The sequence below is a fragment of the uncultured Ruegeria sp. genome, from assembly GCF_947497005.1.
GTDB lineage: Bacteria > Pseudomonadota > Alphaproteobacteria > Rhodobacterales > Rhodobacteraceae > Ruegeria.
In genome coordinates this window covers 1-14,058 of sequence record NZ_CANMFF010000033.1, presented here as the reverse complement: position 1 = coordinate 14,058, position 14,058 = coordinate 1, and the positions used below count along the sequence as shown (strand labels likewise).

At 53.6% G+C, this 14,058-nt stretch carries 17 protein-coding genes; 7 read left to right on the top strand and 10 right to left on the bottom strand.

Going from position 1 to position 14,058, the window contains the following annotated elements; all coding sequences use genetic code 11:
• Positions 1-149 precede the first annotated feature (149 nt).
• The 5 genes from Q0816_RS24700 to Q0816_RS24680 all read right to left on the bottom strand — a co-directional run bounded on the left by Q0816_RS24700 (position 150) and on the right by Q0816_RS24680 (position 7,026).
• On the bottom strand, positions 150-3,290 hold the full coding sequence (locus Q0816_RS24700) for an efflux RND transporter permease subunit (RefSeq protein ID WP_298855693.1): 3,141 nt from the start codon (positions 3,288-3,290) through the stop codon (positions 150-152).
• Positions 3,291-3,294: 4 nt separating this feature from the next.
• Entirely contained in the window at positions 3,295-4,359 is a 1,065-nt protein-coding gene (locus Q0816_RS24695; protein WP_298855691.1) for an efflux RND transporter periplasmic adaptor subunit, read from the bottom strand.
• Between the two features lie 275 nt (positions 4,360-4,634).
• On the bottom strand, positions 4,635-5,711 hold the full coding sequence (locus Q0816_RS24690) for a DUF2652 domain-containing protein (RefSeq protein ID WP_298855689.1): 1,077 nt from the start codon (positions 5,709-5,711) through the stop codon (positions 4,635-4,637).
• 261 nt (positions 5,712-5,972) lie between these two features.
• Entirely contained in the window at positions 5,973-6,386 is a 414-nt protein-coding gene (locus Q0816_RS24685; RefSeq protein WP_298855687.1) for an ester cyclase, read from the bottom strand.
• A 109-nt stretch (positions 6,387-6,495) separates the two neighbouring features.
• The gene (locus Q0816_RS24680) at positions 6,496-7,026 is read right to left on the bottom strand and encodes a TetR/AcrR family transcriptional regulator (protein WP_298855685.1); all 531 of its coding nucleotides are present in this window, start codon (positions 7,024-7,026) and stop codon (positions 6,496-6,498) included.
• A 269-nt stretch (positions 7,027-7,295) separates the two neighbouring features.
• Between Q0816_RS24680 and Q0816_RS24675 the strand changes: the two genes are divergently transcribed.
• Positions 7,296-7,571: a hypothetical protein gene (locus Q0816_RS24675; protein WP_298855683.1), complete on the top strand. Its 276-nt coding sequence runs from the start codon at positions 7,296-7,298 to the stop codon at positions 7,569-7,571.
• Positions 7,572-7,637: 66 nt separating this feature from the next.
• Here the strand turns inward: Q0816_RS24675 and Q0816_RS24670 are convergent, their stop codons facing one another.
• The 4 genes from Q0816_RS24670 to Q0816_RS24655 all read right to left on the bottom strand — a co-directional run bounded on the left by Q0816_RS24670 (position 7,638) and on the right by Q0816_RS24655 (position 9,596).
• Positions 7,638-8,015, bottom strand: a complete 378-nt coding sequence (locus Q0816_RS24670; RefSeq protein ID WP_298855682.1) for a hypothetical protein — start codon at positions 8,013-8,015, stop codon at positions 7,638-7,640.
• Between the two features lie 72 nt (positions 8,016-8,087).
• A complete protein-coding gene (locus Q0816_RS24665; protein ID WP_298855679.1) occupies positions 8,088-8,606 on the bottom strand; it encodes a metallophosphoesterase in 519 nt (172 codons plus the stop codon).
• A 443-nt stretch (positions 8,607-9,049) separates the two neighbouring features.
• On the bottom strand, positions 9,050-9,268 hold the full coding sequence (locus Q0816_RS24660) for a GDCCVxC domain-containing (seleno)protein (RefSeq protein ID WP_298855677.1): 219 nt from the start codon (positions 9,266-9,268) through the stop codon (positions 9,050-9,052).
• Between the two features lie 4 nt (positions 9,269-9,272).
• Positions 9,273-9,596 carry a hypothetical protein gene (locus Q0816_RS24655; RefSeq protein WP_298855675.1) on the bottom strand — a complete coding sequence of 108 codons (324 nt, stop codon included), beginning with the start codon at positions 9,594-9,596 and terminating at the stop codon, positions 9,273-9,275.
• A 97-nt stretch (positions 9,597-9,693) separates the two neighbouring features.
• On the opposite strand from Q0816_RS24655, the gene Q0816_RS24650 reads away from it, so the two are divergent.
• The 6 genes from Q0816_RS24650 (at position 9,694) to Q0816_RS24625 (ending at position 12,719) form a co-directional block, all read left to right on the top strand.
• Positions 9,694-10,083, top strand: a complete 390-nt coding sequence (locus Q0816_RS24650; RefSeq protein ID WP_298855673.1) for a MerR family transcriptional regulator — start codon at positions 9,694-9,696, stop codon at positions 10,081-10,083.
• A gap of 72 nt (positions 10,084-10,155) precedes the next feature.
• Positions 10,156-10,524 (top strand): hypothetical protein, encoded by a 369-nt coding sequence (locus tag Q0816_RS24645; protein ID WP_298855672.1) that lies wholly within the window; start codon positions 10,156-10,158, stop codon positions 10,522-10,524.
• A 96-nt stretch (positions 10,525-10,620) separates the two neighbouring features.
• Positions 10,621-11,052 carry a cytochrome c gene (locus tag Q0816_RS24640; RefSeq protein ID WP_298855670.1) on the top strand — a complete coding sequence of 144 codons (432 nt, stop codon included), beginning with the start codon at positions 10,621-10,623 and terminating at the stop codon, positions 11,050-11,052.
• A 10-nt stretch (positions 11,053-11,062) separates the two neighbouring features.
• Positions 11,063-11,404: a copper resistance CopC family protein gene (locus Q0816_RS24635; RefSeq protein WP_298855668.1), complete on the top strand. Its 342-nt coding sequence runs from the start codon at positions 11,063-11,065 to the stop codon at positions 11,402-11,404.
• 2 nt (positions 11,405-11,406) lie between these two features.
• The gene (locus Q0816_RS24630) at positions 11,407-12,273 is read left to right on the top strand and encodes a CopD family protein (protein ID WP_298855667.1); all 867 of its coding nucleotides are present in this window, start codon (positions 11,407-11,409) and stop codon (positions 12,271-12,273) included.
• A 77-nt stretch (positions 12,274-12,350) separates the two neighbouring features.
• On the top strand, positions 12,351-12,719 hold the full coding sequence (locus Q0816_RS24625) for a cytochrome c (protein ID WP_298855730.1): 369 nt from the start codon (positions 12,351-12,353) through the stop codon (positions 12,717-12,719).
• 107 nt (positions 12,720-12,826) lie between these two features.
• Here the strand turns inward: Q0816_RS24625 and Q0816_RS24620 are convergent, their stop codons facing one another.
• Positions 12,827-13,573 carry a DUF4396 domain-containing protein gene (locus Q0816_RS24620; RefSeq protein ID WP_298855665.1) on the bottom strand — a complete coding sequence of 249 codons (747 nt, stop codon included), beginning with the start codon at positions 13,571-13,573 and terminating at the stop codon, positions 12,827-12,829.
• Positions 13,574-14,058: the final 485 nt, after the last annotated feature.

Sequence of the window (14,058 nt, the reverse complement as noted above, 5' to 3'; positions counted from 1 at the left end):
CAATGGGCCGTTTCTATTAGGTACTAAACTCGATTTTACGACTATACCGAACAAAATGTAATGACGAATAAAAACCACATGAGAACTTGGTTTTCAATGATTGGCTCAGTCCTAACTCGGATTGATGCTGCCGTGCTTCTCCGAATGATTTAATGGACACTCGTGTCACCACCCATATTCTTTTTGCCGTGCACCTTCTCCCTGAACCGCTGCGCAATGATGTAAAGGGACGGGATGACAAATATGCCTACAAGAGCGGCTGCGATCATCCCGCCGAACACCGGCGTGCCGACACCTCTGCGAGCGAGCATGGATGCGCCGTCGGCCACAACCAGCGGGTAGAGCCCAGCGATGAATGCAAAGCTGGTCATCATTACTGCGCGGAAACGCGCGCGGGCACCCTGAATGGCAGCATCCACGGCGCTTAGACCCTGCCGGTACCGATCCATAGCGAATTCGACGATCAATATCGCATTTTTGGCGGCAAGCGCTATCAGAACCACCAGTCCGATCTGGGCGTATAAGTTGTTTTGGAGCCCCAGTAACAGCAGCGCACCCAAGGCGCCGCACACTGCAAATGTGACGGAGAGAAGCACCGCAAGCGGTATCGTCCAGCTCTCATAAAGTGCAACGAGAAAGAGATATGCGAAAAGCAATGCAAGCCCCAGTACAATGGGCGTCTTACCGGCGGCCTCAATCTCTTGCTGCGCGGTTCCGGTCCAATCGTAGCTGTAGCCTTCTGGCAGGGTCTGGGCTGCAATTTCCTCCATCGCCGCGATGGCCTCGCCCATAGACACGCCCGGAGGCGGCCCACCATAAATGGTGACGGCCTGGAAATTATTGTAGCGGGTCAGCAACTGCGGACCCAGAATGAGCTCTACCTTCGCCACAGCGCGCACCGGCACCATGTCTCCGTCACGGTTTCGGACATGAATGCGAGCAATATCTCCGACATTGGCCCGGTATTTCTCATCAGCTTGTAGATTGACCTGCCATGTCCGACCGAACAGGTTCATGTCGTTCACATGATACCCGCCCAATGTGACCTGCATGGCCCGGAATAGGTCGTCGACGTTCACGCCAAGTGTCTGCAGCCTTTTGCGATCGAGGTCCAGGTTCAGCTTCGGAGACTGAGCGGAAAATGTTGTGTAAACGCCCGACAATCTGGGATCGGCGTTGGCGGTTGTGACCAGCCCTGCTGCGGTTGCGCCAAGATCCAGAACATTGGCACCATGCAGGTCCAGAAGTTCGAATTCAAACCCGGCGCCCGTACCTAATCCAAGGATCGGCGGAAGATTGAAGGGAAAGGCAATGGCATCTTCCAAACTGGCGAACTCGCGCCGGACGTGCCGGATCGAGGATCTTACAGACAAGGCCGGATCGGTCCGGTCTTCGAATGGCTGCATGATCGCGATGCCAAACCCGCTGTTCGACTTGTTCAGGCCATCGACAAAGCTGAAGCCCGTGACCGTCATGACATCCTGCACTCCCGGTGCGGATTTTATGATGGCCGAGACATCCTCCATCACTTTGGACGTGCGATTGATCGAGGAGCCTTCGGGCAAGGCGACTTCAACGAAATAGGCCCCCTGATCTTCGACGGGAAGAAACCCGGAGGGTGTGACCTTGAACAACCAGCCTGCGCCGAAAAGTGCAAATCCGAGCAGCAGGACGGCCAGGAATGCCCGACGGGCAAGAATTGAGACCGCATAGGCATAGCCATCGCGCGCGTTGTCTATGCGGCGCGATATCCAGGCAAGTGGCCCGCGTCTGGGGGTGCTTTCCCTGCGCAGAAGCACCGCACACAGGGCCGGGCTGAGTGTTAGGGCGTTCAGCGCAGAAATCAGCATTGAAAAGGAAACAGCCACGGCGAATTGTTGGAACATTGTTCCCGTAATGCCGGGAATGAATGCAACCGGTACAAATACCGACAGCAGCACACAGGTTATGGCCAGAATGGGTGCCGTAATCTGCTTCATCGCCTCGCCGGTGGCTTCGGGTACGGACATATCCGGGTTCTCACCCATGACCTTTTCGACGTTTTCGATCACCACAATCGCATCATCCACGACGATGCCTATTGCGAGCACCAGCGCCAGCAGCGAAACTGTATTGAGCGAAAACCCCAATGCCAGAATGAATGTCAGTGCACCGACAAGCGAAACCGGAACCGCGATGAGCGGGATCAGGGCCATCCGAAGGTTGCCAAGAAACAAAAAGACCACGATCACGACCAGAGCAAATGCCTGTATCAACGTCTTTACGACTTCGTCGATACTGGCGCGGACGAATGTCACAGAATTGTATGGCACGCTCCAGTTGACCCCATCAGGAAAGGCGTTCTGCAATCCTGTCAGTGCTTTGTTTATGCCCTTTGAGGTATCAAGGGCATTTGCCCCCGGCTCAAGGTAGACACCGATCATCGCGGCCGGTTTGTTGTCAAAAGAGGCAAAGGAATCCTGCGTTTTTGCCCCAAGTTCCACCCGCGCGATATCGCTGATCAGGACAAATGAGCCGTCGGGAAGGGCGCGCACGACAACTTCTTCGAATTCGGCGATGCTGCTCAACCTGCCCTGTGTCTGGATGTTCAGCTGAAAGGTCGGGTCCTTTGCCATCGGCTGTGCGCCAACACGTCCCACAGCCGCCTGAACATTCTGTGCATTGAGTGCAGCGATCACATCGTCAACTGTCACCGATAGATTGGTCATCTTGTCGATGTCCAGCCAGATCCGCATAGAATAGTCCAGTTCCCCGAAAAGGGTGGCATCCCCTACGCCGGGTGATCTTTTGATACTGTCCATAACGTTGATCGTTGCAAAATTTGACAGGAACAAATCATCGTTCCTCGGGTCGTCCGACGTAATGGCCACGACTTGCAACAGTGCCGACGACTTCTTTTTGGTGTTGACGCCTGCGCGCGTTACCTCTTCGGGTAAGGCGGACATCGCCAGACTGACACGGTTCTGCACATTAACGGCGTTGATATCCGGATCGGTCCCGGGCGCGAACGAGACCTGTAAGTTATAACTGCCATCCGAACCGCTCGTAGATTTCATATAGAGCATGTCACTGACACCGATCACCTGTTCTTCGATGATCTGGGCGACAGTTGACTCGACAACTTCGGCACCGGCGCCCGGGTATTTGGTCGAAATCTGAACCTGTGGCGGCACGATGTCGGGAAGTTGTTCCACTGGCAGCTGTGTTATGGAGATCAGTCCGGCCAAGGTAATGACCACCGAGATGACGATGGCAAATCTGGGACGGCGGATAAACAACTGCGAGATCATGGGATCAGTTCCCGCTGGCGGTTGGTGAGGCGTTCTGGGGCGTCGAAACGTTGACCTCGACACCGGCATGGACACGCTGTAGACCGTCGGTGACGACCTGATCACCCTCGCTCAGACCGTCGGAGATGACGGCTTCGGTTCCTTGGGTCCGATCCAGCTGGATCTGCTTTTTCTGAACTTTACCGTCGTTTTCGACCGTAAAGACAAAGTAACCGGACTGATCTCTCTGTAAGGCCTTTGCGGGGATTACCAGTGATTTTTCCTGTGTGGGATCGGTGACAATGACTCGCACCAACTGGTTATCGATGAGCGATCCATCAGGATTGGGAAAGGAACCACGGACCAGAATGGAATCCGTTCCAGACTGCACCTGCGTATCAATCACATCGATGTTGCCCATTTCACCATATTTTGTTTCGTCGGCGAGAATCAGCTGCAGTTTCAGCGGTTCGGAGGCTGACGCCTTGGTGCGGCGCGTGCGAAATTCAAGCAGTTCGGCTTCGGTTACCGGAAAGGTAACGTAGATAGGGTCGATGCTGGACAGCGACAGCAGGGTTCCACCCTCTGGGCTGACGAATGCGCCAACTGACAGGTCTGTCAGCCCAATCCGGCCGTCAAAGGGCGCGGTTATTTTTGTGTAAGACAGATCAAGTTGGGCATTCTGCAGACTGCCCTGTAGCTCAAGCACATGTCCATCTGCCTCACCTTGCTGGGCTTCAGCTTTTTGAACGACTGCTTGAGGTGTGTCACCTGTGGAGTAAAGCTTTTGCTGTCGATCAAGCTCGATATCGGCAAGCTTCTTTGCCGCTTGTGCAGCCTGGATTTGCCCCTGTATTTCTGTGACAGTCGCCTCGTAAGAATCCGGTTCGATCTCGATCAGGACATCCGCTGCTGCAACGGAAGAGCTATCCTTGAATTTGATGGACTTCACAAATCCCGGCACGCGCGCAATCAGGTCGACACGATCCACAGCCTCGACCCGACCAGTGAACACTTCGGTCAACAATACTGGCTTAATCTCTGCCGCGGTCACGGTCACTTTGGGTTTCGGTTGGTTTTCCTGCGCCATGACAATGGAAGGAGTCAGACCTAAGTGCAGAAACGTTGCAGCAACTAACAGCCTTAATGGCAAGGTTCATCCTCCCGTAGATTTTTGTAACTATATTTGTTCGCACCACGGTAACGTAATGCAGTCGAAAATCCAGCGACTGACGTTGAGCGCCTCACCCGCCATTTCAGCCAAGTGAAAGTTGTGCCGATTAAGCAATATGGCTCGTTCTCGCTCAGCTGTCTTCAATACCCCGAAATTGCCGGTGCAATGTTTATCACCCCAGTTAAGATCTCTTAGGTCGAGGCGTTGAGTTGTTCGTCCAGATCAGAAAACGATGTTGCCCAGAATTCTGCCAGAAACGCTGAAACTTCCTGTTCGGAGACTTCCGACCTATTGCCTTCGGCATCCGTCGCTTGACCCATTGTGTATCGCAGGTCGGTGCCAGTGTTCGTTTGCGTCAGCTGATATGTCTCGGGCAGGCTTACTCCAGTGCGCGCCGGATCCTGGATGCAGGTCGAGAAATAGTCGAACGGTTCCCAATCAGTGATGCGATAGAAAAAGTCCGCCAACTCGTGAGAACAATGATAACCCGACCCGTTGCCGAGGCGCCCTTGCGGACTGTCGACGGTGATTTCCTGTACACGGTTCATCCATTTCAGCTTTAGTTCCGGCGCGACCAACGCCTCCCAGACGACTGCGATTGGCGCATCGAAATGATGGCGGAATGTCCAAACTCCGTCTTCCTCGGTCAGGAAATGACGCTCGCGATTGGCACGCAAACGTTCCCACGATTTAGCCAAATCGTAGACTGACATCAAAACTTTGCCAAAATGCTCGATTTCTTGTGAAAACGGTTCCACTATGCCTTTAATATCCATGGCATTAGCGGCGGCTTCACTGAATAAGGCGTAACTGTGAACACCAGTGGCTTCAACAACATTTGTCTTGGCCATTCGGTGGACCAGAATAACGTCGGCGCCGGAAAAATCCTTCACCGGGCCAAGCTGCATTTCTTCGAACTGGCCATGATGGGCGATAACCTTCAAATCCAGTCCTCCGACATTGGCACACGCGTTGCAGGTACAGGTTGTATTGGCAACTATGTCCTGTCGACGAAGAGCAAATGCGTTGTAGAGGTTTTCGCAGATGGTCAGGAAGGTCTCGCCGGAGGGGAAATCTTGCCGTGTCGAATATGCCAGAACCGCATCGCCTTCGGTTTTCCAAAAATGAAGCGGATCACCCACTTGCTCGATCAGCACTCCCAGCAAAGATTGCAAAATCGGATTGGCGTGATCCATTTCTGACGATGTCAGAAATTGGGTGTATCCGGATATATCGGCGATCAACAGATATCCAGTTTGAGTTGACATGGCGCCCTCCCCAAAAGAGTGTTTGGCGGGATTACTTTTTCTGTTGCACTGGCGATTAACCCTCAAGGTCAATTGACGCCAGATCTGCGGAATGCTTACGTTTCACACAGGGCTCAAAACCACTTCGGGCTGAAACTCGCCATAGACGGTCGTCATGAAGCGTAGGCTGGGAGCTCAGAGGCTTAGTAGCAGGTGAGAGGTCGAAGTGGTCACCAATTCACGCATCACCGCCCCTAAAAGGGCGCCACTACAGCGATGATATTACGTCCATCCGAGTTGTTTTAGAGAGTGCGCGTCGTTCCAGATCTTGGTCATTCGGGCGATTTTATCGCCTTCAAATTCCATAACATAGGCATAGTTGGTTGCGATTTCCTTGCCCGTGGCAGGAACCGGTCCACCCTCACCGGTTTGTTTGCCGCTGAATACTGCTGTGGCCGTTACGATGTTCCGTTCGTGATCAGTCGAGAAAGAGGTGATATCGTAATTGCCATCGGGGATCGGTGTTAAAATTCCTGCCGTCCAGGCTGTATAACCCTCGATTGTCGAAATGTCGGCCAATGCGTCCGCTTCGCATGTAAAAGTGGCACCGATCTGACAGTATATCTTGCAGACGTCCCAGCCCTTGCCTGTTTCGCACGCATCAAAGAAGGCTATGGCCGTTTCGGAAATACTCATCGTGTTTCTCCTATCCCTGTTTCCTTACGTCCAGCGCTTCGTCGCCGTCAGTTCTGTTTGGATAGGTTAGTTTTAAAACATTTATTTTAAAATAAATGAAGGATGAACTTCACTCGCGAATTTCCCTCATGATCATGTCGTAAAAATTTGGTATTACGTGCTTTTTTTCGTCGTGCCGCCCATACAAAACAGTCCCGTGGACGCAAAAAACCAAAAAGCTTGCAAGCTGCGCCGTGTCCTTGTCCGGCCCGATGTCTCCATCCGCCTGGGCATTGCGAAGAGCGGCTTCAACCAGCGATTCCACCTCTGCACAGAACGCGCCAACCTGTTCGGCGGCCTCAGGACTTATCACATGTTTCTGCGCAAGGTGGTTCATCATCAGGCAGCCCTTGTATTCCGACTTGGCGGCTCCCAAAAAAACGTTTCGGAGAAACATTTCGACACCCTCTAAATTCGGGTTGTCGATCAGAATACGATAGCGCGGCCCGATGACATGATCACGATAATGATCCAGAGCTGCCGAGAACAATCCCTCCTTGTCCCCAAACTCCTTGTACATACTAGCCGTGTTTAGCCCGGTTTCGCGGACGACATCACTTATTGACGTAGCCTTGTAGCCGTTTTGCCAAAAAACACCCATGGCTTTTTCAACCACGGCTTCGCGTGAATATGATCTTGGCCTGCCCATGGGAGAATATTAAAATGATCATTTGAAAATCGCAACACGCACCGTCTGAGCAAGATCAGGAAAACCGTTCCGCAGGGTAGAATCTTCGTGAGTTGCTGCGGGTGGCCGGTCGCGCAACTGTATCTAGTCAGCCCAGCGGGTCAGTCTGGACTACACGATCATGGAGAAAACGCTGGGGTGCCTTATCGACCTCAGATTCGGGCCTCCTCCGGGTTAGCGGCGTGCGCCGGTTCTATATTCATGATCCCGCAGGCTGGTACGCGTTTCTGGAAGAGCTTCGCGCCCGCAGCGAATGTCCCGAAAGCAGGCGCGGGTGTAGCATCTGGACTGGCTTCCGGATGTCGGCATTGGGCCAATCCGCAAATCAGGGTATGAACCATGTCTTTTGGAACATGCTCACTTTTGAAAGCGATTATCAAGGTTCGGTATGGTATGATTTGAGCATGGCGATATCGGAACTGGACGTGTCGCTCTGCGGACCGCGCAGGCCACAATGAGGCTCATCGTATTGCCGCTGCATTCAGGTTAGAATACAAAACCCTTCAAGCCATATTCAACTTGCGTTACACGCAAGAAAGCGTGCGCCCGATAAGACGGCATCGATTGCGGGTTTTTCCTTCTGCATCGATTGCGTCCATCGACCAGACACCATCTGTTTTCCGGGTCAACATCAAGAAGCCGAAATCGCTGTTGCTGACTACTATACTTGCCAGGCTGCCAGCAACTTCAACGTTGGTAGCAATGTCGGTGGGCATAGGATCAAGCTGCGTTCCGCCATTGCCGCTTATCACCTGCACCGGCCCGTCCAGTAAATCGATCGCCTGAAAGGCGTGGATATGGCCTGACAAAAGAAGGTTGACTGTTTCTGGAATGACCCCGCTGAGCGCCGCCCGCTGTGTGTCGTCACCATCAATCAGCTCTCCGAACGCGTGCATGTTCACCCAAAGCGGCCGGTGCGTAAGAAACCAAGCTTCGCTGCTGGTTTTTCCAAACACCTCCCTGGCCATTTGACCCTAGACGTTTGACAAGTCAGGGCTGCTTTGCGGCGCCGGACCAGCCGAGGAATCAAACGAAATCAGATCAAGACCATCGACGGAAGCAATCCACTGCAGGGTTACAGCGGGGCAATTCGAAGGAACGGACCCGGCTTCGAAGTACCGGAACCACCCTTTGTCGCCGCGTCCACAGTTTTCGTGATTGCCCCTTAAGAAGACAAACGGGACGCGCGTGAACAGATTGTCCGCCGGGTCCAGCCAGTCTACAGACCAGGACTTATAGGTGTCACCAAAAGGAGATCCGCCGCATTTTTCTTGGTCCGGGCATTCCGATGTCCGATACAGGTAGTCACCTACATGGAAAACCAGATCCGGCGATCTGGATGCGATTTCCTCGAGGATGGATTTCAACGGCCAAGTGGTTGGATCATTGCAGTTCTGTACTCTGGTGCCGCGAATTCGGCACCCGGTATCCCCGATCACGGCGATCCGTTGCACGCTTGGATTGAGCGTTGGCAGCGCGTTTTCATCAAGCATTATTTTTTGTGCCAATTTTGGCGCGCGGTATTCGCAAACCAGATGAGGAAACTGGTCCTCTGGCATTGCTCGCTTTTCCATCGCGACAGCCTGACCATCGATTTGCAACAAGGGGCAATCAGGTGAGGCAGAGATTGCTCTTACAATGATTTGATCATCGGGTCCGAGCTGAACTCAACTATGCAGCACGTCAGCTTTGGCAGACAAAATCGTGAAACACAGCCAAACCCATGCCGCGAAAACGAGTGATGTGGTTCTGGTCAATATGCCGGCCCCTCTTTCTGCAATGGCAGCAAGGTCTGCAATGAACCCAAAATACCTTATGCTGCGCAAACGCTGAATGACGGGTTTCTCGCGATCATAGACCGGGGCTACAGTTGGGCAAATTGTCGAAATTCTCGGGTTGCAAGTTCGCCAAGCGAGTAACACGGTAACCTTTCACTCTATCCGCAGCAACCATCGCCCAGCTGTATTGGAGGACATGGTACCGTTGCATAGGAACAGTAGACACAACAGTCGCCTTGCAACGGCTTCAAAACTGTTCTGCATGACTTGCATTCATAGAACCACTGGCAGGCATCCGTCGGCATTTCTTCGGTTTCGCTGTGCCCACAGTTTGGGCAAGTCAGTGTGCTTTTCAGCACTACGGTTTGTTCCGTCATTGTCTCACATCTGCATAATCAGAAAATCGTTGATACGGGCCTCATAGAACACGACAACCCAAGCTAAACCGGTCATCGCGGTCGTTCCCCAAAGCCACCACTTCAACTTTGGCAATGAACCGCGCTGATGAGACAGCAGCCAAGATACCGCGACGAGCGTGGTCGATATCGCCAACACGTAGTAGCTAACCGCTGCGATCTTCCCAAAGATTGCCAGCCAACTGCCGCCCAATCCCAGCAGCATCATCGTCATGGGCAATACACAGCAAGTCGCGACGCCAAGCGCGGAAAGCGATCCTAGGTAACTGAGGCTAAGGTGCTTCTGCATTGGCGTTCCTGACGACCTTTTTTGCGCGGAGTTGTCTAAGCGACAACCTTTCGTATAACTTCTGTAGCCACTACAGGATCAAGGTGGGGAGTCTCACATGTTTGCGATTGGGGAAGCATCCCGGCAAAGCGGTATCGGCATTGAAACGATCCGCTACTACGAACGCGAAGGGATCGTGCCTAAACCGGAACGCGCTTCAAACAATCGACGAATGTACGCCACGCAGGATATTGGACGGCTTCGATTCCTAAAGAAATGCCGTGACTTGGGTTTTCCGCTTGCCGATGCGAGGACACTCCTCGAACTATCCGAAGGAGATAGCGAAGATTGCCAATCCGTTAAGGACTTGGCTGAGCACCACGTCTTGAATGTGCGCGAAAAGATAGAGGAACTTGAGCGTTTGGAAGCGGCGTTGACTGAACTTACAGCCAATTGCGACAGTGGGAATGTTTCTTGCCCAATGCTTTCTCAACTGCGTACCCTGTAGCGGGACGTTGGGTTTTGCGCCCCCTTTGGCCGGCGCGTTGTGTTCGGTCAGAATCCGGGGTAGCTTCGCCACGTGACATACATTCGCCCACTAACCACGACAGTTCTTACGGTTTTCCTGATCCTTGTTATGGGGCTTGGGAACGTCGCACATGCGCTAGCTAGTGAGTGCGTTGGCGGGCATTGTATTGAACACATGGCAACAAGTGTTGAGGCGCAACACGCTGACCACGGGCTGGTCGCTCCCGGCGAAGACGGGCAGCATGAACCGGACACCTCGGCGCATGAAGGATGCAATCCATTCCTGTGTAACGTTCTTGCGCTCACGACACCGGCATTCGAAACCAAATCTAACCAAGCAGCCGTCGTATTAGCATTGCGGGCCACTAGCCTGTCGACGCTCAATGAACCGGACAACCCGGACAGGCCACCTAACGCTTAAAACAGATTTCCGAGGCGGTTCACGGCAGTGAACACGTTCCAGTGCGCTGCGAATTATTTGCGGCCCCACTCTGTTACATAAGGTTAGGACCAGTACATGACCCGAAAATATCTCCTGATCGGCGCGTGCGCCGTGGTAGCCGTCGCCGCCTACATCACTCTAAGCCCCGTCCCGGTTGACGACGCCGCGCAGTCGGCACCTGTCGAGGGCGACGCGATGGTGGCCATACAGATGCCGCCTATTGAAGGGAATGCGGCCATCGGGCAGCGTATATTCGACACCGCATGCGCCGCGTGCCACGGCAGCAACGCGGTCGGCGTAGAAGGCGCAGGGCCACCGCTGATCCATATTATCTATGAACCCAGCCATCATGCAGACGAGTCATTTCAACGCGCGGTCGCAATGGGCGTCAGAAGCCACCACTGGCAGTTTGGCGACATGCCTCCGGTTGAAGGCTTGACCCGCGGTGACGTGGCTATGGTCATCGACTACATCCGCGAAATCCAGCGCGCCAATGGAATAAACTGAGGAACCCCCAATGAAGAAGCTCACCATATTTGCATTGATTTCCACGCTTGCCACAAGCGCATTTGCCCATTCGAGCGTGGACACCACCACACCCGAAAACGGCGCGACAGTTGCCGAAGTGCCCTCTGAGATCAGTTTCAATTTCGCGGATGATATTCGCCTAACAAAGGTCAACATGATCCATCAGGAGGCTCATACCGTCACGCTCGACCTAGGAGATCAGACAAGTTTTGGGCGCGCGTTCGCTCTCCCGCTTCAAAGCATGGGCGAAGGCACCTATCGCATTGAATGGCGGGGTTTGGGGGCAGACGGGCACGCCATGCAGGGCGAGTTCACATTTACAGTGGGCTGACCATGCCCGACATCTGGGGAATAGGCGCAATTTTGTCCAAGCTGATGCTGTATGTCGGCATTAGTGGTGCGGCTGGTCTTTTGATCATTCGGGCTGCTTTTGCCGACTTGGTGTCGCCTCTGGGCGATAGGATGCGTGGTCAGATTGCTCTGTTGGCGGGGCTTGCGCTTGCGGGCTCTGTCCTTGGGTTCATGCTGCGCGGTGCAGCCCTGACGGGCGGGGCTGATGGTATGACCGATCCAGAAATGCTCGGTTTGCTGTGGCAGACCCCGGTTGGCGACGTTCTCGTCTATCGGATTGCCGGGGCGGTTTTGATGATCGTCGGGGTATTCATGCCCCTAATTGGACAATGGATCGCGCTTGCCGGTGGAATGATCGCGCTGTGGTCATTCGCCCAGATCGGGCATGTCCCAGAGTTGGAGATAACCGGCGTCCGCTTTCTATTGCTCCTGCACCTTTTGGGAGTTGCGTTTTGGATCGGGGTCCTTGGACCACTTTATGATCTGTCGCGACAACCAGAACACCTGCGTAGCGCGGCCCTCTTGGGGCATCGGTTTGGGCAGGCTGCTTCGGTCATTGTTCCTGCAATGATATTGGCGGGACTGCTGATGGCTTGGATGTTGTTGGGCGATCTGTGGTCGCTGATGACCACCGGCTACGGGCAAACCCTTTTAATCAAACTTGCACTTGTAGGCATGGTCCTGACGTTGGCAGCCGCAAACAAACTCCGCTTCGTTCCAGCCATGCAGGCAGGGGACAATAAAGCCGCCCGCCACTTGGTGCGCTCCATTGAAATCGAAGCTGTAATCATTCTGGTGGTCTTTGCAGCAACCGCGACGCTCACCAGCGTCTTGACCCTACCGAATTGAGGTATCCCATGATCAAGCTGAACTTCTTGGTCGTCACATTTTTTAGCTTCGCAACGAGCGCAAGTGCTGGTCACGAAATGGACGACCGGGATTTGACCAATGGGCAGACCCTATACGCTGAACACTGCGCGTCTTGTCATGGCGTCAAACTCGAAGGACAGCCGGATTGGCAGACGCCTGACGAAAACGGCATTCTGCCATCGCCGCCCCATGACGAGACCGGGCATACCTGGCACCACGACAACCAACTTCTGTTCGAATACACCCAACTAGGTGGCGAGGCGGTGTTGGCCGCGCGCGGCGTCGATGCCTTTGCAAGTGGCATGCCTGGATTTGTTGACACCCTCACCGACGACGATATTTGGGACGTTCTAACCTATATAAGATCAACTTGGCCTGACGATATTCAGCAATTGCAGGCCAGCCGTAATCTTTCGCACGAGTAGCAACTGGGCATTTGGTAGGGCTTACGGGGTTGCGAGGTCAGTTCGGCGACCATTCGCATTGGTCTGCAATGTCGTCGTGGTTTAGGTTCCTAACAGGTTTTGAAGCTCTAAAAATGGATGGGTGTAACTTGCGATGTCGCCAAGAGTGCGATCAGCAGAATCGCGTAGGTGCCGATGACCCAGAGGAACATGGAGTGCAATGGCAGTGTCTTCATACCCATACTGTGACCGGGCATGTTCTCCATTTCGTCATGGGACATACCGTGCACCTCCGAAGACATATGACCGTTGCCCAGTGCCGGGCCATCGGCCCCGGGTAAGGTCATACATCCGTGTTTCAAGTGATTGGCAACCAGCCAGCAATTGATCGGGAATGCAACAAAACCACCCACAATTGTTGCTAGGCCCATGCGAAACCAGAAAGTCGGCGAGAGCGGGTCTTCCGATCCAGGCCAAGCCGCTGCTAACAGCACCATCGAGGGGATCATGCCCGTCATTACCATGTTCATCGACACGGTCTCTGCGAAGAGCGTCTTTCGGACAGCCCCTGCATAACTTACATACATCGAAAGCATCATAAGGGCCTGAAAGATGAAAAGCCCCGAGACGAAACCGGAGACGTATTCGACGGTGATGTCCCAGCCATTTGGTAGCGCGAGGAAATGAACGAGGATTGCGGCAATAATGATCCCGGTGGCGTCGCCTGCCAAGCAGTGCATTTCGCTGTTTACACCTTGTTTCCAAGTCGCGCGCGTGAAACGCGTATGTCCGCCCGGAAACGGTCGGCGGCAGGTGATCAGATAGAAAAACAGGCCGACAGGTCCCGTGTAGATCGTCACCAGAATCCAAGCCATACGTTGAACCCAACTGGTCACGCCATTACTTACTGAATCCCAAACGACGAATGCCACGCTGGCACCCGTCAGCAAGAACCACACAAGCATCGCACCGTTGAGCAAATCGACCTCCCTGGAGTACAATTTCCAAAAATAATAGGAAGTATCGGTGTTGGTTCGATGCTAAGCAATGACCGATGTGTTATGCATCGCATCGATTGGTCGTACGCGTCTCAAATGGCAGGTATTCGCAACCATTGAAGGGTGAATGCGTCAACACATCCGAGAACGTCTCTTAAGTGTTATGTGAAGCAATCCATGGCTGAGTGGGTCCCTCATCATTGTGTCAAACGCACAATTCTTTCTTTCGCGTGTTCAAGTGTTAACGCTTGGACCGAGCAAGGGCGGCGCAGGACGCACTGGTTTCGGCTTTGTCGCATTCTTTTCGGAAGTATGAATGCTCGTAAGAAATTGCTGTGTTTAGACTGCGAGTTCTGCGAATT